The sequence below is a fragment of the Halorubrum ejinorense genome (assembly GCF_055389685.1).
This window is the reverse complement of record NZ_AP043777.1, coordinates 1,712,384-1,727,864: the sequence shown is the minus strand read 5'-3', so window position 1 is coordinate 1,727,864 and position 15,481 is coordinate 1,712,384. Positions and strand designations below refer to the sequence as shown.

Here is a 15,481-nt window from a genome sequence, read left to right as displayed (position 1 = left end):
TAACGGAAGACCCATGAGTAGTTCAGACACGGGGCCTATTCAAGATGGCTCCAACGACGCAGGACGTATCGACGCCGACCACGAGACACGCGAGCAGCTGCGCGAGTTCGCAGCCCTGACCGCGTTCCAGCGGGACATCCTCCAGACCTTAGCCAACGAGGAGGACCAGGAGGCGTACGGACTCCGTATCAAGCGCCAACTCGAGGCGCTGTATGGGACGGAGGTTAACCACGGCCGGCTGTACCCGAACCTCGATACGCTCGTCGAGGCGGACCTCGTCGCGAAGAGCGCCCTCGACAAGCGGACGAACAACTACGCACTGACCGACGCGGCGGTGGAGATCCTCAACGAGTGGCAGTCGTGGGGGCAGGGTGAGCGCTGATGCGCGCGACCATCCTCGGGCTCGCCCGCGACGAGATCGCCGACCCGACGATCGAAGGTCACGTCGAGCAGAGTACGTACCCGGCGATCGACGCGACGGCGTACGAACGTCTCGACGGCACCACGGTCTACGCCGGCGATGCCGCCAACAAGATCGACACCGAGCGCGAAGACATCTACGTCACCGAAACTGGGATCGTCACCGAGACGGCCGAAGGTCGCGAGGACGTCTACTGCGAGTGGATCGCCGACCTCACCGAGGGATGGGTCGGCGTCAACCGCTCGGACGGCGACTGGCTGTTCGACACGCTCGGCATCGCGAAAGGGACGATCATCCACCGCGCCGAGATCGACGTCGACGGCTTCGCCGAGTACGTGAGCGACTACCCGAAGGCGAACGCGTGGAACACCACGCAGACGCGGAGCCTCGACGCTGACGACGACGCCGAGGAGTCGACTATCAAGTACCACGACGCTGCCCACCTCGCGGACACGGGCGGGAGCCGGGCGACGACGATGCTCGGCTTCGAGTACTGGTGGGACGGCGAGTACGTCCGCGGCGTCGTCTCCGAGACCGGCTACGTCGCGCTGTTCGACGGCGGCGACATGGCCGGGATGTACGCGGCGTTCATCAACTCGGAGATCCTCCCGTTCGCGAGCCTGCCCGAGGAGTTCCAAGGCACGCTCGGCGACGCTCACGAGACCGAAGACCAAGAGGTGAGCGCCGATGCCGAGTGAGGGCCACGTCCTCCCGAACGGCGCGGAGATCCACTTCACCGACGAGCGCGACCCGCACTCTGCCGACCGGGTCGAGTTCCTGCCCGGCGGCCACGTGAAGGCAGTCTACAAGAGTCAGTATCAGCTCGAAGTGTACCCGCCGCACGTCATCGAGGGCGTGTACACGTTCACGAAGCACCTCGAAGATGAGGACTGGTGGTGACGATGGCGAGTGAGGACCTCAACGCGAGGACCGACGTCGTCACCCTCGCTGACCACGTCGACGGGCTCGGCGAGTCGGTCGCTCGGCGCCTTGACGACAACGGCATCGAGACCGTCGCAGACATCCTCATCACCGAGAGGAAGACGCTCACGGACATCCCGTACGTCTCCGAGACGCGCGTCGACCTGCTCCAGGAGACGGCCGAGCGCGTCGCGGGCGACGACGTCGAGCCGCGCGAGGTCGACTTCAACGCGACCGAGAGTGTGGTGAGCGAGGCCGACGAACACGAGGAGGACCCGCTCGCGAGCGACCCTGTCGCGGATGCCCTCGATGTTGGGCTCGGCGAGAAGGTCGAACTCGTCACCGAGGATGGCAACTCCTGGTCGAAGCCGTGGTGTGTCGTCGACGTCGACGACCCTGTGTCCTGGACGGCGCCGCTGGGCGAAGACTTCGAGACCCGAACGATCACGGTTCGGACGAGCCCGCAGTCGGGCAAGCAGTACGACCTCCTCGTCACCGGTGATGAGGTGTGGATGGCCGGAGAGTACAACGGCCGCCCGTACCGGCGCCTCTGGCGTGTCGCACAGGTGAACCCTGTCGGGCGCATTGCGGAGGCGAGCTACTACCAGCTCGTCGGCCAGCAGCAAGAGCAGGAAACTCGGCCCGAGGGCGACGACACGTGGCGGCAGTACCAGAACCGAGGGGAGACCGCGTGAGCGCCACGCAGTTCCGCGTCGTCGACCACGTCGAGCGCGAGACCGCCGAGCTCCTGGAGCGCAACGGGGACGCGATCCTCGCACACGACGACGGGACGACCTACGTCCTCGAGGAGGTGGACGATGCCGAGTGACGAGGTGCTCGGCTACATCGAAGTGACGCCGGCCATGCTCGTCGTTTACGCGCTGTTGGTCGTCGCACTGGTCACCGTCGCAATCGCCTTCGGTGCGTACCTCGGCGGGGTGGTCCTCTGATGGCCGACGTTGCTGGAGACGACGGAGAAACTGATCGCTCGTGTCAGGGTTGCGGTGACGACATGGACGACGTTGGCGACGGCGATCACGTCTGGTGGCGGTGTCCCGGCTGCGGCTACGAACGGGGTGAGCATCTCGCATCATGAGCCGCGATCAAGTCGGAGACAGAGTCGCACGCACCGACGGCGGCACCACCGCCGATCAGGTCCTCGAAGACAACGGGGTCGGGCAGAAGAACGATTACGAAGGTAAGGCCTACGGCGGTAGCGAGGCCGCTCTCGACGCCATCGAGCAGTACGTCGCCGAGCATGTGGCCGACAAGCGGATCGTCTCGTCGCGCTCCATCGCGAACAGCGCGACCGACGTCCGCATCCAGGAGATCGGCAAGACGCTCGGCGCGCACCTGCGCGGAGACACACCCGACGGGTTCCTCGCAGACCTCGAGGTCTCGAAGTGGCGCGACACCTCGCCCGTGAAGTGGGTGTTCACCCGTGTCGCTGGCGAGGCCGACACGCGTCGGTCGCGACAGCTCCAGAAGCCCAACCTCGTCCGCGAGATCACGCGAGAAACTGACGCCGACGGCACTCGGTACGAGATGGTCAATCGTGACGGCGTCCGGTGGGAGCGAGCCAACACGACGGTTGGCTGGATGCGCGACGTGCTCGCCGCGGTCTGCGAGACTGTCGACTACCAGCCGACGGCCGTCGACGAGCGCGAGGACCTCGACCGGCGCGAGTGGATCGAGCAGCTCACGCGGGGCGGGACGACGGATGTCCTCGAACGCGCGCTTGACATCGACGCGCCGGGCGTCCGTAGAGACTGGAACAAGGAGACGCTCCAGACGATCCACGACGTGATCGTCGCCGGGCGCGACCCGAGCGAGGTGGGGCGATGAGCGAGCCGCACGTGTGGGCTTTCCGATGGCTCACGCTGGGGCTCGCCGGCGCCCTCGCAGTGGTTCTCACGTTCGAGGTGGTGCTGTGAGCTCGAAGTACGCGGCCGACCCGACCGACCACGCCAATCGGATGCTGCGGATCCGCGGGTCCGGGCCGACTGCCAGTGTGATCGGCTCGTGGAACCGCGGGCTTCGCGTCGAGGTGCCGGACGCGGCGCCAGTCCCGCGCCACGACGAGGCGCGGTACGACGCGCAGTCGGCGGTCGTCGTCTTCCGCCGCGAGGACACGCTGACGACGTGCTACGGGCTCGCGCCGGCGCACATCACCAATATCCACGGCGTGGCCATCGCGGCCGCCGTCGACGCACAGTACGGGACCGACTACCGGTCCGGAATCGAGGCGGAGAACCTGGAGGAAGCCCGATGAGCACGACCACAGCAGAAGATGGTACCGACCTGAGCGCGGGCGACGCGCCGATCGAGGTGATCCGAGAGCTTCAGCCGGAACTAGAGCGGCTTGCCGAGACGGAGCTTCCGATCGCACCGCACGCGAAGAACGCACTCGACCGACTCGAGGAGGCTGAGGCCGATGCCTGAGTCACTCGTCGTCGGCCATCAGATGCTTGACCGGTGCCGTGATCCGTCGGTTGACCGTCCGGAGGTCCTCGGCGACCTGCGGGTCGTCAGTCTCGACCCCGGACTCGAACATGGCCTCGTCGACCTCCTCGACGCGCTCGGCGGCCTCGGGCGAGAGCGCCTGGTGACACCAGACGCACCACTCCTTGTCCCGGGGCGTCTCCCGGTCACACCGCGGGCAGGTGAGCGGCGCGTGGTCGTCACCGTCGGGGTCCTCCTCGACGTCGAGTCCATGCATCGACGCGTAGGCGCGCTCGTTCGACTCCTCGCCGAACCGAGCCATGTAGCGCTGGGTCGCCTCGGAGCCGCGCTTCCGGCCCTGTCGGTCCTCGATCCGCGACTGGCTCATGCCCTGGAGGACGAGCCACCGCGTGTTAGACCGACGGAAGTTGGTCGGGGTGACCTCCTTCGAGAGGTCGATCCGCTTCTTCGGCTCCTTGAAGTTGCTCAGGTAGCTGGTGTAGCTCTGGGGCTCGGGCTTCGAAAGGTGCGACCACATCGGGGCGTCAGGGTCGTCACCGGCGGGGTGGTCGTTCAGCCACTTGTTGATGTACGGGACGGAGACGACCAGGTGGACGACGCGTTCGCCCTCCTTGCCGTCGACGTGGACGGCGAGCGAGTGTTCGCCGTCGACGATGTCGCCGATGGTGAGCGACTGGAGCTCGCCGCCGCGGAGCCCCGCCTCGAACTGGAGCATGATACACGCCGCGTCCCGGGTGTTCCGGCAGGCGTCGACCATCGGTTTGACGTCCTCCTCGAACAAGAGGAGGTCGCGCTCGCTCGGCGTCGGGTCGTAGGTGCTCGAGGTACCGGTCGGGATCCACGCGACGCTCTCGGGCGACTCGTCGAGGCGACGGACGCGCTTCGCGAAGACACGGACAGCGCTCCGGTAGTCCCGGTTCGTCTCCTCGTTGTCGTACTGCCGGTTGATCCAGCGGACGACAGTCTCGGCCGCGTCGCGATCGTGGGCGGCCTCGGCGAGCTGGTCGGTCGCCTCGGCCATCCGCGTACAGTGCCGGAGGAGCTTGAGGTGTCGGTAGTCGGAGTACTCGCTCTTCATCAAGTCCAGCTGGTCGGAGAAGGTGAGCAGCGCCTCGGCGTCCTCGTCAGTGACGTCGCGTTCGCGCTCGCGAATCCGCTTTCGGAGCCCTTCGACCGCGTCCCGGGGATCCTGCGTCGACATACACGCTGGTGGAGCGGAGGGATTGTAAACATAATTCCCACATCCCTGCCCTGGCTCTCTGACCCGTCTCGTCTCTTTCCGTCTGGCCGGGGCGTTTACGACGGCGTGAACTCACTGATCCGCCACGCATTTACCGTGCCGTAGAGCAGTCGCCCGCGATGGACGAACAACGAACCGTCGCCGCGTTCGTCGACGACCACGACCTCGACGCCCCGCCGGAGTACCGCCTCCTCGACGTCGTCTCCGAACTCGGCGAAGTGGCGAAAGACGCCGCGGAGTCGACCGGCTACGGCGCGCACCCGGACCGGATCGCCGTCAGCGACGACGAACTCGGAGACGCGCTCTTCGCGCTCTTCGCGCTCGCCGACTCGCTCGACGTCGACGCCGGGGAGGCACTGGACGAGTCGCTCGCGAAGTACGAAGAGCGGATCGAGGCGTCGGGAGCGCCGGACTCGGGCGAGGACTGACCTGCGCGGCGCCGGGCGCCGGTCAGAGATCCGTTTATGTACGTCCCGCGCGGACTCGGGCGCATGGACTCGTCGGACACCGCGCTGCTTGGCGTGGCCGGAATCGTCGGTGCGCTCGCGTTCGCGATAGTGTTCGCCGGCGGCTACCTCTTCGGCCTCGACGGGTCGGTCGCCCGGCCGATCCGACTGCTCGCGGTCGAGCCGCTGACGTGGATCGTCCTCGCCGCGCTGGTCGTCGCCGTCATCGGCAACGCCTACATCGAGTGAGGAACGCGGAGGCCGCGTCGGCCGAGCCTCACCGCACGACCGTGACCGGCACGGGCGAGCGATCGAACACCGTTTTCGCCACGTTCCCGACGAGCAGCCGGTCCGCGAGCGACCCGCTGTGCGTGCCGAGGACGACCGCGTCGAACTCCTCGGCGTGATCGAGGATGCCCCGAGCGGGCCGGCCGACCTCGACGACCGTCTCGACGGTCACGTCGTGCTCGGCGGCGATCTCGCGGGCCCGCTCGAACACGGGTGCGGCCGCCTTACGCATCTCCTCGTCCGAGTCGTCGGACAGCGCGAGCCCGACCGCCGCTCCCATCATCGGCGACGGACCGCCGACGACGTGGATCACGGTCAGGGCCGCGTCGTCTCCGTGCGCGTCGAGCGCGTAGCGCAGCGCTCGCTCCGCGAGGTCGGAGTCGTCCATCGCCACCAGGACGCGGTCGATCATGCCCTCGCTACGCGGAGGCGAGTGATAACACCTCGCACACTTCGAGCGCCGTTCCGCGACCCGGTTCGCGCTCAGTCCGTCGACGCCGCGTCGTCGACGCGCTCGATGGCACGGACGAGGGCGTCAAGCGCGGTCTCGGCCGCACCGCGCTTCACCGCGTCGCGGTCGCCGTCGAGCACGACTCGCTCGGTCCGGACGAATGAGTCCCCGGTGCCCCACGGAGCGGCGTGGGCGACGCCGACGTAGACCAGCCCGACGGGTTTCTCGTCGGTCCCGCCCGTCGGTCCGGCGATACCGGTCGTCGCGACAGCCCAGTCCGTGTCCCCTCGGTCGCGCGCGCCGGCCGCCATCTCGCTGACCACCGGGTCGCTCACGGCGCCGTGCGCGTCGAGCGACTCGCGAGAGACGCCGAGCAGCTCGCGTTTGGCGTCGTAAGTGTACGTCACGAACCCGCGGTCGAAGTAGGCGCTGGCGCCCGGCACGTCGGTCACTCGCGACCCGACCAGCCCGCCAGTGAGCGACTCCGCGGTCGCGAGCGTCTCGTCGCGGTCGCCGAGGAGCCCCGACAGGCGCTCGGCGGGAGGCGTCTCGTCCATACGCCGTCTGCGAGCGGCACGTCCCTGACGTTTACGCCCGGCCCCCTCCAACGGCGACCGTGACCGACGACACGCGGTCGCCCGCGGCGGCCCTCCGATCGCTCGTGGCGAGCGCCGTCGACGCGGACCTCGCTGCCCTCGACGGTCAGACGGAGGTCGTCGAGCGCGCGAACGAGACGGCGAGCGGCGACGCGGTCGCTCCGGTCGACGCGGACCTCACTGAGCGACTGGCCGAGGTCGTCGGCGACGCCGAAGCGGTCGTCGCCGTCGTTCCGCGACTCGACGCCGGTCTCGCCCGACGGCTGAGCGGGGTCGTCGAGGCCGCGGACGGCGACGGAGACGCCCCCAGAGACCTCCGCGTCGTGTTCACCGACGCCGCGAGCGACCGCCTTTCGGGGCCGGCCGGTCCGGTCGTGCGGCGGCTCCTCGTCGAGCGCGGGATCGAGGCGTACCGTCACGACGGGGAGTCGCCCGTGACGGTCGCCCTCGCCGACGACCGGGCGGTCGTCGGGCTAGTCGACGGAGACGGGATCGCCGCGCTGCTGTGGTCCGACGCGCCGGCGGTCCGCGAGTGGGCGGCCGCCACCTGTGGCCGCTACCTCGACGCCGCGGAGCCGGTGGGCGACGACTGAGACCGGTTCCCGGGGTCGAACCGAGCGGCGTCGACGGGGCGGACTCCCCGGTCCGCTTTTGAGGGTCGCCGTCGAAGGGCCGACATGAAAGCGCTACTGCTGTTGGTGGCCGGAATCGGCGGACTGATCGAGGCCGTCGCGCCGCGTCGCGCCGTCGCCCTCTGGACGCGCGCGCTCTACCGAAACGCCGGCGAGGCGGAGCCTCGGGACTGGGTGTACGCGGCCGCGAAGGCGGAAGGGGCGCTCGTCGCGGCGGGCGCGCTCGTCGGGTTGTTCCGACTCGCGACCGCGAGCGACGAGGAGTCGGAAGCCGACGAGGCGGACGCGACGGAGACTCCGGCCTAGCGGGCGTTACGGACGAGAGGCGGAATCGTGAGAAGAGGGAGTCGGCGGGCGGTCAGTCGTTCGCGGGGTCCGGGTCCGGACGCTCGAACGGTCGCTCTTCTTCGGGCCTGTCTCCGGTCAGGAGGACGTGACAGTCCCGACACCGGGCCTCGTAGGACTCCTCGGCGCCGACGAGGATCGTCGGGTCGTCGACGTGCGCGGGCTCGCCCTCGATGAGTCGTTGGTTCCGGGAGGCGGGCTCCCCACAGACCGAGCAGATGGCCTGAAGCTTGTCGACGTACTCGGCGGTCGCCATGAGCTGGGGGAGCGGCTCGAACGGCTCGCCGCGGAAGGTCTGGTCGGTGCCCGAGACGATCACCCGGCTACCGCGGTCCGCGAGCTCGTTACACACCTCGACGAGGGCGTCGGAGAAGAAGTTCGCCTCGTCGACCGCGACGACCTCGGCCGGGTCGTCGTCGAGCACCTCGAAGGGTCCGTCGCCCTCGTTGTCGACCACTGTCGCCTCCCACTGCCGCCCCGTGTGGCTCCCGATCGTCGTCTCGCCGTAGCGGTCGTCGACTGCGGGCGTGTAGACGGCGACGGACTGACCGGCGATCTCCGACCGCCGGAGGCGGCGGAGCAGCTCTTCGGTTTTGCCGGAGAACATCGACCCCGAAATGACCTCGATCCAGCCGGATCGAGTGATGGCGTGCATACTCCATTGGGCCGCAGCCAGCGACTAAACCGTTTCTCTCCAGCCGCGAGCGCGAGCTAGACCCCGGTCGCGACGGCGACGATGACGGCCGCGACGAGGACGTACGTCGCCGCCGAAATCGCCCAGTCGCGCCGGATCGTCCCGAGCCGCTGACGCGGGAGGCCCGAGGCGCGGGGGAGCGGGACGAACGCGAAGAAGCCGACCATCAGCGCGAGCTGTGCGACGCCGGCGACCGCGACGGCCGCGAGGGAACCGAGGCCGAGCAGCGATCCGGTCGCGGCGACCAGTCCGACGAACAGCAGGCCCGAACCGCCGCCGGCGACGTAGTGGACCCACGTCGCCAGCCGCTCCGGGGCGTCGTCGACCGGCGTGTCCGTGAGCACGCCCGCGGCGACCTTCGGGGCCGTCGTCCCCTCGGGGAGCCGAGGCATCACCCGATCCATCGCGAGCGTCGCGACGAGGCCGACGATCGGTCCCAGCGCGACTCCGGCGAGCAGCGAGAGCGTCGTCATCGGTCGGTCGTACGCTCGGAGGCCATTTCATCCCGTCGGCGTGGCGCGAAATCGGGCGGAGAGCGGAGCGAGCGAGGAGTCGCGGCGGAAGGCCGGAGCGCGACTCAGTCGTCGCGGGGGACGACCGACTCGCCGCCGATGACGACCCGCGAGACGTCGGCCTGTCCGGCGCGCCTGACGACGGCGCGGACGAGGTCTCGCGCCCCGCTGAGGTTGTCGGAGTCGCCGTCTAAGACGAGCAGGTCGGCGTCGGCCCCGGGCTCGACCACGCCGCGGTTCGCGCCGGCTATCTCCGCCCCGTTGACCGTCGCCATGCGCAGTATCGCTCGGGCGGGGAGATCGGAGAGCTTCGCCGCGAACTCCATCTCGCGGAACATCGACGGCGAGTCTGTCATCACGTTGTCGGTGCCGAGCGCGACGGTCGTCCGCTCGGAGAGTTCGCGGATCGACGGAACGCCGACGTTCGTCACGAGGTTCGAGCGGGGACAGACGACGACCGGCGTCTCCCGGTCGGCGAGCCGTTCGAGGTGGATCGGTTCGGCGTGGACCATGTGGACGAGGAAGTCGGGGTCGAGGTCCATCGCGGCGTTGATGTCGTCGGCGTCGCGCTCGCCGGCGTGGATGCCGAACAGCTTGCCGGCGTCGCGCGCCTCCGTCCGGACCGCGTCGAAGTCGGCGTCGCGGGCGCCGGACGCACCGTACCCGTCCGCGACGGAGAGCACGTCCGGGTCGTCGCGGCCGAACACGACCGCGTCGATCGCGCGCTCGTCGAACTCCACTCCCTCGCCCGCGAGCGCGTCGCGGAGCGCGGAGACGCCCTCGACGCCGCCCTCGCGGAACTCGAGGAACGTGCCCGTCCCCGTCGACTCCATGTACCGGAGGGTACGGGCCATCGCGGCCACCTTCTCGTCGTGGTCCGCCGCTCGGAGGAGCCGGTGTTTCAGTCCGTCCGGCGGCGCGACGAGGTCGTCGAGCGAGAGCCCCTCGCCCGCCTCCTTGGCGATGGAGTCGCCGATGTGCGTGTGCGCGTTGACGAACGCGGGAAGGATCACGTCGTCGCCGTCGACGGCCGTCTCTTCGATCCGGAGGATCTCGCCGTCCGCGACGACGACCCGGCCCTCGACCGGCTCGAAGTCGGGACCGACCAGAATGGTCCCTTCGAGATGCATGTCTGAGGCTCGCCAGCCGGGGTTAAAATCTCACGGGAACGCGTCGACGACGGCGCTCCGTCCGGGTGGCCGTCAGAACTCGTCGAGGGTCGTCGGCATCGCGCCGCGCACTTCGGTCACGAGACCGTCGGGATCGAGCCCGAGCACGTCCGCCGCGGCTCGGCCGACGCGATCGGTCGCGGGGGCGGGCGCGTACACGCCGAGGCGCCACTGGTTCCGCTGGGCGGTCCGAAGCGCGGAGACGAGCGGGGACTGCCGTTCGAGGCGGCGGATCTGTCCGTTGACGGTGACGCGCGCGGTCGACTCGCGCATCGTCGGCTCGGGCGGCACGTCGAGGATCACGTGGTCGCGCGCGACGCCCGCCTCCTCGGCTATCTCGCGTTCGAGCGCGGTCTCGGCCGCACGGTCCGCGTCGTGGACGCGCTCGGGCACGTCCCCGTACTCGGCCCACACCGCCAGCTTGTACAGGTCGCGCTCGTCGTACCGGCGGGAGAGCTCGGCGGTCTCCCCGCAGTCCCGGAGCGCCGCGAGGAAGTCGTGGTCGTCCATGCGCCGCAGCTCCGACGCCGTCGTCGCGGTCGCGTCGAGGAGGTCGACCGCGCCCCGGCGCAACATCGCCTTCGAGATGCGCGCGACGTGGTGCGTGTAGACGACGGGATTCATCAGCGCGCGGGCGAGCAGCAGGCTCTCAGCGGTCTGGACGTTCCCCTCGTCTAGGACCAGTTGGAGGGCGCGCTCCGACGAGCCGTCGACCTCGACCCCGTCCGCGGCGTCGTCCCCGTTCGAGCCCGGGTCGACGAACGCCAGTTCGCGGACGAACCGCTCCGTGTCGATGGTCCCGTACGGGACGCCGGTGTGGTAGGCGTCGCGCACGAGGTAGTCCATGCGATCCACGTCGAGCTCGCCGGAGATCAGCGGGCCGTAGGTCCCCTCGCCGGCGACGAGCCGCGCGATCCGGTTCGGGTCGAGGTCGTGGTCGCGTAACACCTCGCCGACCGCGCCGGTCGCGAGCAGCTCGTCTACGTCGTCGTGGTACTTCCCGGTCAGTCGGTGCGTGAGCGATTCGAGGTTGTGGCTGAAGGGGCCGTGCCCCACGTCGTGGAGCATCGCGGCCGCCTCGATGCGGTCGGCGCGTTTCCCCTCGATCCCGAGGTGGTCGAGCGCGCGGCTCGCGAGGTGGTAGACGCCGAGGCTGTGCTCGAACCGAGTGTGGTTCGCGGAGGGGTAGACGAGCTGGACCGTACCGAGCTGTTTGACGTGGCGGAGGCGCTGGACGGCGGGGGTGTCGACGAGGTCCGCGGCGACACCGTCGATCTCGATGTGGTCGTGGACGGTGTCCTTGACCGTGATCATGCGTGCGCCTTCGGCGTCACGAGATAAAAGGCTGTGAGTCGAGCGCGCCGAAGCCTCGGTCTCGCGGCCCGCGAACCGGTGCTGCGATTTATACCTCGGCTCCGCGAACCGTCGGGTATGTACGACGTGTTAGTCGGAATCGGACTCGACGACGAGCCGCGGGCGATCGCACAGGCCGAGGCCCTCATCGATCTCCCGGCCGCCGCCGAGCAGGTCAGAGCACACCTCTGTCACGTGTTCCGAGACAATCCGGAAGGCGCGTCGGTCCACCAGCTCGGGACGGTGCGGCGCGCCCGCGAGCTCTTAGAGGACGCGGGCGTCACCTGCGTCCATTACGAGGCCAGCGGCGACCCCGCCGACGAACTGATCGCCGCGGCGGCCGACGTCGACGCCGACGCGATCTGCGTGTCCGGCCGGAAGCGCAGCCCGGCCGGGAAGGCCGTCTTCGGCAGCACGACGCAGGCGCTCGTGTTGAACGCTGACCGGCCGGTGTTGACCGTGCCGGGACCGGACGGAGAGTAACTCGGAGCGGCCGCGAGGGCGACGCGGACGACCCCGGCGATCAGGCGGACGGCCGGCCCAGGGCCCGGAGTCCGAGGACGTCTCGCGCCGCGCTCGCGACGGCGTCGACGTGGGGTTCCGGGCAGTAGACCCCGAGCGTCCAGCGACGGCGCTCCGCTGCTCGGAGGCCGGTGACGAGCTCGGAGGCGTCCTCTAACCGCTGCGGGACGCCGTCGACGACGACGGTCGACCCCGACTCCTTGAGCGTCGGCCGCGAGGGGATGTCGACGATCACCGCGTCGCGGTCGACGCCGACGGCGTCGGCGATCTCGCGTTCGGCCGCGCGCTCCTCCGCGCGCCCCGCGTCGACCGTCCCGGTCGGCACGTCGCCGATACCGGCCCAGACGGCGCGCTTGTAGAGGTCTCGCCGCTCGATGCGCTCGCCGAGCGCCGGGATCCGCTCGCGGAGTTCGACGAGGAGGTCGTGGTCCGCCATCCGACGGAACGCCTCGGCGTCCGTCTCCGTGCGGTCGAGGTAGCGCTCGCAGGCGCGCTCCAGCATGGCGCCCGCGACCCGAGAGACGTGGTGGCGGTAGACGACCGCGTTCATCAGCGAGCGGGCGACGAGCAGGCTCTCGGCGGTCGCGACGTTCCCCTCCTCCAGGACGAGGTCGGCCGCGCCGCTCCCCGCCTCGTCGACGAGCCGGAGCTCGTTCACGAGCCGACCGGTGTCGACGGTGCCGTACGGGACGCCGGTGTGGTGGGCGTCGCGCACGAGGTAGTCCATGCGGTCCACGTCGAGTTCGCCGGAGACGAGCGGGCCGAGCGCCCCCTTCCCGTCGATCAGCGACGCGACGCGCTCGGGATCGAGCCCGTTGCGCTCCAGCACCTGGCACACCTCGCGGTCGGCGTCGGTGAGCAGCCACCCGACGTCGTCGTGGTCGCGCCCGGTGGCGCGCCGGATGATCCCCTCGGTCTGGTGGCCGTAGGGGCCGTGTCCCACGTCGTGGAGCATCGCCGCGGCGCGGACGTGCGCGGCGGTGTCGTCGTCGACTCCGAGCCCGTCTATCGCGCTGCGCGCGAGGTGGTAGACGCCGAGGCTGTGTTCGAACCTGGTGTGGTTCGCGGAGGGGTAGACGAGCCGCACCGTGGACAGCTGTTTGATGTGTCGCAGCCGCTGGAAGGCGGGCGTGTCCACGAGCTCGGCGGCGAGGTCGCCCAGCCGGACGTGGCCGTGGACGCTGTCCTTGATGGCCTTCATTGCCGGACCCTCGTCGCCCGACGGATTGGTCGTTTCGACTCGCCGGACCCGTCGAGCGGACGCTCGGTTCGACGGTCACGCGCTCGCCCCGGCCGCGCGCGCCGGGTCGAAGTCACTCGTCGACGAGGGTGACCCCGAACCGCTCTTCGAGCGCGCGGACGACGGACCCGCCAACGTTGGCGGTCGCGGCCCGGCCGTCCTCGACCGCGTGGAGGTCGTCCTCGTCGACCTCCAACTCGGCCGCCACCTCCTCGACCGTCAGCCCGGCGTCCTGCCGCGCCTCGGTGACGACGTCGCCGTAGCCGGAGACGAGGTAGGGGAGGCGGTCGGCCTCGTAGTTCGTTCCCTCCTCCTCCCAGTGCTTCGAGTCGCCGGTCGCGGAGTCGTACATCTCCGCCTGCTTGCGTGCGAGCTCCTTCTTGCGGCTCTCGGTCGGGCTCGACCCGGAACCGGCGCCACCGGGGCTGCCGCCCGTGTTTCCGCCGCGAGCGTCGCCCCCGCTCGGGGCGTTCCCGGCGTCGTCGTGGGGCCGGCAGTTCGAACACACGAGCAGCTTCGCGCCGGCGACCGTCGCCTTCTGGAGCTGCGCGGTCTCGCGACCGCAGAGCTCGCACGCGTCGCCGTCGTCGCCGCCGCCGCCGCCGCCCGTCGAATACTTCGGCATACTCGGAGTAGTGGTCCGGGCCGTTAAAAAGTCGTGGAGGGCGTGCTCGGTGTCGCAGACGCGATCGCTCCGTCCCGATCGTCAGGGACCGAGGTACCCCCACGCCTGGAGGCGGTCGCCGTCGCCGTCGACCCAGCGCTCGCCGATGTCGTCGCGGTAGTACATGTTCGGCATCACGACGTCGTCGATGCGACCGTACGCCTGCTCGCGCGCCGCCCCCATCGTCTCGCCTTTCCCGGTGACGACGATGGGCATCCCGCTCTCGCCCGCGACGCGCCACTGCCCGTCGACCTGCTTCGTGTCCTCCAGATGAATTCCGTCAGGGGCGACCCCCGACGACGTCACGCGCTCGCCGCTCGCGTGGCTCCCCTCCCGGCTCTCCGTCTGGAAGACGACCGCCGCGTTCCGCGAGTTCTCGTCGTACGTCTTCTCGTCGTCGAACGGGAACGGCGGGAGGACGACTCTGACGGCGATCTGGTAGCCGCCGTGGACCGTCGGGTCGGGGTCGTTCCCGTGGGCGAGGTCGTAGAAGAACTCCGCCGTCGACGACTCGATCGACTCCTCTTGGAGGGCGATGGTCGGGTACCCGAACCGCGGCGTGAACTCCAAGGGATAGATGCCGCTCTCGTTGACGATACAGTTGATGTCGATGCTTCCGACGTAGCCCTCGTCGGCGAGCCAGCCCTCGATCTTTCCGAAGGTCTCTTTGAACAGTTTGTTCTGGCCCGCCCAGAACATCGAGGTCCCCATCTCGCCGGTCGAGGGGCCGATGTTGCCCGGGAATAATTTCTTATGCTCAAAATTAAAGTTGACCCGGTCAATGAACTCGTTCCCGTTGAAGAACCCGCAGATGGCGATTTCGACGCCCGCTACTTTGCGCTGTAGCTGGAAGCCCTTCATCCGGTGACCCCACGCTTTCTTGTACGCCCTCAACACGTCTACGACGTCGCTTCCGTCGTCCTCGTTTCCAACGTACAGTAAGCGCTTGACGTTCTGGACTTCGCCGAGCGGTTTGATGACATACGGGGCGGGGTTCTCCTGGACGTGTTGTATCCCTGCGTCGAAACTGTCGAAGATATGGTGTTCGACAGTGTTCACGCCGTGTTCTTCGAGGACCTCCATCGCGTAGCCGCGGTCCTCTTCGAGGTGATCGGTGTTCGGCGTCCCGCCGACGACGGCTTTCCCTTTCCCACGGAGCTCCTCGGCGAGTTCACCCGTGCCGACGTCGGAACCGACCCAGATATCGTCGAAGATGATGACGTCCGCCCAATCCACTTCTGCGCGCCAGTCGTCCGTCTTGGGGACGAACCCGTCGCCGATCTCCTGGTCGCTCTCGGCCTCGATGTAGTATCTCACCTCGTGGCCTTCGCGGTGAACTTGCCAGGCCAGATCGGTGATAAGTGCGGCGTCGGCGGAGACGAAGAGGAAGTTCGCGGTGTCCATGCCCTGGCCGTCACGAGGGAGGAACTTGAGTGTGCGTGCCGGCCGGGAGATCGGACCCGTCCGGCGGTCCGATACCCCCGCGACCCCCGGCACGGTTGAAAAGTTAACACCCGGGTTGAT

Annotated in this window: 25 protein-coding genes; 15 read left to right on the top strand and 10 right to left on the bottom strand. The window is 69.2% G+C overall.

Annotated elements, in window-relative coordinates; all coding sequences use genetic code 11:
- Window positions 1-13 precede the first annotated feature (13 nt).
- The 10 genes from ACZ5KW_RS09910 (at window position 14) to ACZ5KW_RS09865 (ending at window position 3,784) form a co-directional block, all read left to right on the top strand.
- Window positions 14-382 (top strand): PadR family transcriptional regulator, encoded by a 369-nt coding sequence (locus tag ACZ5KW_RS09910; protein ID WP_343777672.1) that lies wholly within the window; start codon window positions 14-16, stop codon window positions 380-382.
- The gene (locus tag ACZ5KW_RS09905) at window positions 382-1,119 is read left to right on the top strand and encodes a hypothetical protein (RefSeq protein ID WP_343777671.1); all 738 of its coding nucleotides are present in this window, start codon (window positions 382-384) and stop codon (window positions 1,117-1,119) included. Before ACZ5KW_RS09910 ends, ACZ5KW_RS09905 begins: the two co-directional genes overlap by 1 nt.
- Window positions 1,109-1,321, top strand: coding sequence for a hypothetical protein (locus tag ACZ5KW_RS09900; RefSeq protein ID WP_343777670.1), 213 nt, complete (start codon window positions 1,109-1,111; stop codon window positions 1,319-1,321). Before ACZ5KW_RS09905 ends, ACZ5KW_RS09900 begins: the two co-directional genes overlap by 11 nt.
- Before the next feature lie 2 nt (window positions 1,322-1,323).
- On the top strand, window positions 1,324-2,037 hold the full coding sequence (locus tag ACZ5KW_RS09895) for a helix-hairpin-helix domain-containing protein (protein ID WP_343777668.1): 714 nt from the start codon (window positions 1,324-1,326) through the stop codon (window positions 2,035-2,037).
- A complete protein-coding gene (locus tag ACZ5KW_RS09890; RefSeq protein WP_343777666.1) occupies window positions 2,034-2,171 on the top strand; it encodes a hypothetical protein in 138 nt (45 codons plus the stop codon). The genes ACZ5KW_RS09895 and ACZ5KW_RS09890 overlap by 4 nt, the downstream gene beginning before the upstream one ends.
- A complete protein-coding gene (locus ACZ5KW_RS09885; RefSeq protein WP_343777664.1) occupies window positions 2,161-2,292 on the top strand; it encodes a hypothetical protein in 132 nt (43 codons plus the stop codon). Before ACZ5KW_RS09890 ends, ACZ5KW_RS09885 begins: the two co-directional genes overlap by 11 nt.
- Entirely contained in the window at window positions 2,292-2,438 is a 147-nt protein-coding gene (locus tag ACZ5KW_RS09880) for a hypothetical protein (protein ID WP_343777662.1), read from the top strand. The genes ACZ5KW_RS09885 and ACZ5KW_RS09880 overlap by 1 nt, the downstream gene beginning before the upstream one ends.
- Window positions 2,435-3,187 (top strand): hypothetical protein, encoded by a 753-nt coding sequence (locus tag ACZ5KW_RS09875; RefSeq protein ID WP_343777660.1) that lies wholly within the window; start codon window positions 2,435-2,437, stop codon window positions 3,185-3,187. The genes ACZ5KW_RS09880 and ACZ5KW_RS09875 overlap by 4 nt, the downstream gene beginning before the upstream one ends.
- Before the next feature lie 85 nt (window positions 3,188-3,272).
- Window positions 3,273-3,614: a hypothetical protein gene (locus tag ACZ5KW_RS09870; protein ID WP_343777659.1), complete on the top strand. Its 342-nt coding sequence runs from the start codon at window positions 3,273-3,275 to the stop codon at window positions 3,612-3,614.
- Window positions 3,611-3,784: a hypothetical protein gene (locus tag ACZ5KW_RS09865; RefSeq protein WP_343777658.1), complete on the top strand. Its 174-nt coding sequence runs from the start codon at window positions 3,611-3,613 to the stop codon at window positions 3,782-3,784. The genes ACZ5KW_RS09870 and ACZ5KW_RS09865 overlap by 4 nt, the downstream gene beginning before the upstream one ends.
- Window position 3,785: 1 nt before the next feature.
- On the opposite strand, the gene ACZ5KW_RS09860 is transcribed toward ACZ5KW_RS09865, so the two are convergent.
- Window positions 3,786-5,006 carry a tyrosine-type recombinase/integrase gene (locus ACZ5KW_RS09860; protein ID WP_343777657.1) on the bottom strand — a complete coding sequence of 407 codons (1,221 nt, stop codon included), beginning with the start codon at window positions 5,004-5,006 and terminating at the stop codon, window positions 3,786-3,788.
- A 158-nt stretch (window positions 5,007-5,164) separates the two neighbouring features.
- Between ACZ5KW_RS09860 and ACZ5KW_RS09855 the strand changes: the two genes are divergently transcribed.
- Together ACZ5KW_RS09855 and ACZ5KW_RS09850 are read left to right on the top strand one after the other, a co-directional pair.
- Window positions 5,165-5,473: a MazG-like family protein gene (locus ACZ5KW_RS09855; protein ID WP_343777656.1), complete on the top strand. Its 309-nt coding sequence runs from the start codon at window positions 5,165-5,167 to the stop codon at window positions 5,471-5,473.
- 63 nt (window positions 5,474-5,536) lie between these two features.
- Window positions 5,537-5,740, top strand: coding sequence for a hypothetical protein (locus ACZ5KW_RS09850; RefSeq protein ID WP_343777655.1), 204 nt, complete (start codon window positions 5,537-5,539; stop codon window positions 5,738-5,740).
- A 28-nt stretch (window positions 5,741-5,768) separates the two neighbouring features.
- On the opposite strand, the gene ACZ5KW_RS09845 is transcribed toward ACZ5KW_RS09850, so the two are convergent.
- Both ACZ5KW_RS09845 and ACZ5KW_RS09840 read right to left on the bottom strand, forming a co-directional pair.
- The gene (locus tag ACZ5KW_RS09845; RefSeq protein WP_343777654.1) at window positions 5,769-6,191 is read right to left on the bottom strand and encodes a universal stress protein; all 423 of its coding nucleotides are present in this window, start codon (window positions 6,189-6,191) and stop codon (window positions 5,769-5,771) included.
- 71 nt (window positions 6,192-6,262) lie between these two features.
- The gene (locus ACZ5KW_RS09840; RefSeq protein WP_343777651.1) at window positions 6,263-6,787 is read right to left on the bottom strand and encodes a CinA family protein; all 525 of its coding nucleotides are present in this window, start codon (window positions 6,785-6,787) and stop codon (window positions 6,263-6,265) included.
- 59 nt (window positions 6,788-6,846) lie between these two features.
- Here ACZ5KW_RS09840 and ACZ5KW_RS09835 point away from each other — a divergent pair, with 59 nt between their 5' ends.
- Both ACZ5KW_RS09835 and ACZ5KW_RS09830 read left to right on the top strand, forming a co-directional pair.
- Window positions 6,847-7,419 (top strand): transcriptional regulator FilR1 domain-containing protein, encoded by a 573-nt coding sequence (locus ACZ5KW_RS09835; protein ID WP_343777650.1) that lies wholly within the window; start codon window positions 6,847-6,849, stop codon window positions 7,417-7,419.
- An 84-nt stretch (window positions 7,420-7,503) separates the two neighbouring features.
- On the top strand, window positions 7,504-7,764 hold the full coding sequence (locus tag ACZ5KW_RS09830; protein WP_343777648.1) for a hypothetical protein: 261 nt from the start codon (window positions 7,504-7,506) through the stop codon (window positions 7,762-7,764).
- 52 nt (window positions 7,765-7,816) lie between these two features.
- Here ACZ5KW_RS09830 and ACZ5KW_RS09825 read toward each other — a convergent pair whose 3' ends face one another.
- The 4 genes from ACZ5KW_RS09825 to ACZ5KW_RS09810 form a co-directional block, all read right to left on the bottom strand.
- A complete protein-coding gene (locus ACZ5KW_RS09825) occupies window positions 7,817-8,458 on the bottom strand; it encodes a thymidine kinase (RefSeq protein ID WP_343777646.1) in 642 nt (213 codons plus the stop codon).
- Between the two features lie 56 nt (window positions 8,459-8,514).
- A complete protein-coding gene (locus ACZ5KW_RS09820) occupies window positions 8,515-8,970 on the bottom strand; it encodes a hypothetical protein (protein WP_343777644.1) in 456 nt (151 codons plus the stop codon).
- 104 nt (window positions 8,971-9,074) lie between these two features.
- On the bottom strand, window positions 9,075-10,139 hold the full coding sequence (locus ACZ5KW_RS09815; protein WP_343777642.1) for an amidohydrolase family protein: 1,065 nt from the start codon (window positions 10,137-10,139) through the stop codon (window positions 9,075-9,077).
- 72 nt (window positions 10,140-10,211) lie between these two features.
- On the bottom strand, window positions 10,212-11,492 hold the full coding sequence (locus ACZ5KW_RS09810) for an HD domain-containing protein (protein ID WP_343777640.1): 1,281 nt from the start codon (window positions 11,490-11,492) through the stop codon (window positions 10,212-10,214).
- Window positions 11,493-11,609: 117 nt separating this feature from the next.
- On the opposite strand from ACZ5KW_RS09810, the gene ACZ5KW_RS09805 reads away from it, so the two are divergent.
- Window positions 11,610-12,014 (top strand): universal stress protein, encoded by a 405-nt coding sequence (locus ACZ5KW_RS09805; protein ID WP_343777638.1) that lies wholly within the window; start codon window positions 11,610-11,612, stop codon window positions 12,012-12,014.
- Window positions 12,015-12,054: 40 nt separating this feature from the next.
- Here the strand turns inward: ACZ5KW_RS09805 and ACZ5KW_RS09800 are convergent, their stop codons facing one another.
- The 3 genes from ACZ5KW_RS09800 to ACZ5KW_RS09790 form a co-directional block, all read right to left on the bottom strand.
- Window positions 12,055-13,254 (bottom strand): HD domain-containing protein, encoded by a 1,200-nt coding sequence (locus ACZ5KW_RS09800; RefSeq protein ID WP_343777636.1) that lies wholly within the window; start codon window positions 13,252-13,254, stop codon window positions 12,055-12,057.
- 112 nt (window positions 13,255-13,366) lie between these two features.
- Complete coding sequence (locus ACZ5KW_RS09795; protein WP_343777634.1) at window positions 13,367-13,918, bottom strand: helix-turn-helix domain-containing protein; 552 nt, start codon at window positions 13,916-13,918, stop codon at window positions 13,367-13,369.
- 81 nt (window positions 13,919-13,999) lie between these two features.
- Window positions 14,000-15,361 carry a phosphoribosylamine--glycine ligase gene (locus tag ACZ5KW_RS09790; protein WP_343777632.1) on the bottom strand — a complete coding sequence of 454 codons (1,362 nt, stop codon included), beginning with the start codon at window positions 15,359-15,361 and terminating at the stop codon, window positions 14,000-14,002.
- Window positions 15,362-15,481: the final 120 nt, after the last annotated feature.

What these genes read in the sequence shown, in the direction of transcription:
- ACZ5KW_RS09910 (WP_343777672.1), top strand. Translation starts at nt 14, where the DNA reads ATGAGTAGTTCAGACACGGGGCCTATTCAAGATGGCTCCAACGACGCA.
- ACZ5KW_RS09905 (WP_343777671.1), top strand. Translation starts at nt 382, where the DNA reads ATGCGCGCGACCATCCTCGGGCTCGCCCGCGACGAGATCGCCGACCCG.
- ACZ5KW_RS09900 (WP_343777670.1), top strand. Translation starts at nt 1,109, where the DNA reads ATGCCGAGTGAGGGCCACGTCCTCCCGAACGGCGCGGAGATCCACTTC.
- ACZ5KW_RS09895 (WP_343777668.1), top strand. Translation starts at nt 1,324, where the DNA reads ATGGCGAGTGAGGACCTCAACGCGAGGACCGACGTCGTCACCCTCGCT.
- ACZ5KW_RS09885 (WP_343777664.1), top strand. Translation starts at nt 2,161, where the DNA reads ATGCCGAGTGACGAGGTGCTCGGCTACATCGAAGTGACGCCGGCCATG.
- ACZ5KW_RS09880 (WP_343777662.1), top strand. Translation starts at nt 2,292, where the DNA reads ATGGCCGACGTTGCTGGAGACGACGGAGAAACTGATCGCTCGTGTCAG.
- ACZ5KW_RS09875 (WP_343777660.1), top strand. Translation starts at nt 2,435, where the DNA reads ATGAGCCGCGATCAAGTCGGAGACAGAGTCGCACGCACCGACGGCGGC.
- ACZ5KW_RS09865 (WP_343777658.1), top strand. Translation starts at nt 3,611, where the DNA reads ATGAGCACGACCACAGCAGAAGATGGTACCGACCTGAGCGCGGGCGAC.
- ACZ5KW_RS09860 (WP_343777657.1), bottom strand. Translation starts at nt 5,006, where the DNA reads ATGTCGACGCAGGATCCCCGGGACGCGGTCGAAGGGCTCCGAAAGCGG.
- ACZ5KW_RS09855 (WP_343777656.1), top strand. Translation starts at nt 5,165, where the DNA reads ATGGACGAACAACGAACCGTCGCCGCGTTCGTCGACGACCACGACCTC.
- ACZ5KW_RS09850 (WP_343777655.1), top strand. Translation starts at nt 5,537, where the DNA reads ATGGACTCGTCGGACACCGCGCTGCTTGGCGTGGCCGGAATCGTCGGT.
- ACZ5KW_RS09845 (WP_343777654.1), bottom strand. Translation starts at nt 6,191, where the DNA reads ATGATCGACCGCGTCCTGGTGGCGATGGACGACTCCGACCTCGCGGAG.
- ACZ5KW_RS09840 (WP_343777651.1), bottom strand. Translation starts at nt 6,787, where the DNA reads ATGGACGAGACGCCTCCCGCCGAGCGCCTGTCGGGGCTCCTCGGCGAC.
- ACZ5KW_RS09830 (WP_343777648.1), top strand. Translation starts at nt 7,504, where the DNA reads ATGAAAGCGCTACTGCTGTTGGTGGCCGGAATCGGCGGACTGATCGAG.
- ACZ5KW_RS09825 (WP_343777646.1), bottom strand. Translation starts at nt 8,458, where the DNA reads ATGCACGCCATCACTCGATCCGGCTGGATCGAGGTCATTTCGGGGTCG.
- ACZ5KW_RS09820 (WP_343777644.1), bottom strand. Translation starts at nt 8,970, where the DNA reads ATGACGACGCTCTCGCTGCTCGCCGGAGTCGCGCTGGGACCGATCGTC.
- ACZ5KW_RS09815 (WP_343777642.1), bottom strand. Translation starts at nt 10,139, where the DNA reads ATGCATCTCGAAGGGACCATTCTGGTCGGTCCCGACTTCGAGCCGGTC.
- ACZ5KW_RS09810 (WP_343777640.1), bottom strand. Translation starts at nt 11,492, where the DNA reads ATGATCACGGTCAAGGACACCGTCCACGACCACATCGAGATCGACGGT.
- ACZ5KW_RS09805 (WP_343777638.1), top strand. Translation starts at nt 11,610, where the DNA reads ATGTACGACGTGTTAGTCGGAATCGGACTCGACGACGAGCCGCGGGCG.
- ACZ5KW_RS09800 (WP_343777636.1), bottom strand. Translation starts at nt 13,254, where the DNA reads ATGAAGGCCATCAAGGACAGCGTCCACGGCCACGTCCGGCTGGGCGAC.
- ACZ5KW_RS09795 (WP_343777634.1), bottom strand. Translation starts at nt 13,918, where the DNA reads ATGCCGAAGTATTCGACGGGCGGCGGCGGCGGCGGCGACGACGGCGAC.
- ACZ5KW_RS09790 (WP_343777632.1), bottom strand. Translation starts at nt 15,361, where the DNA reads ATGGACACCGCGAACTTCCTCTTCGTCTCCGCCGACGCCGCACTTATC.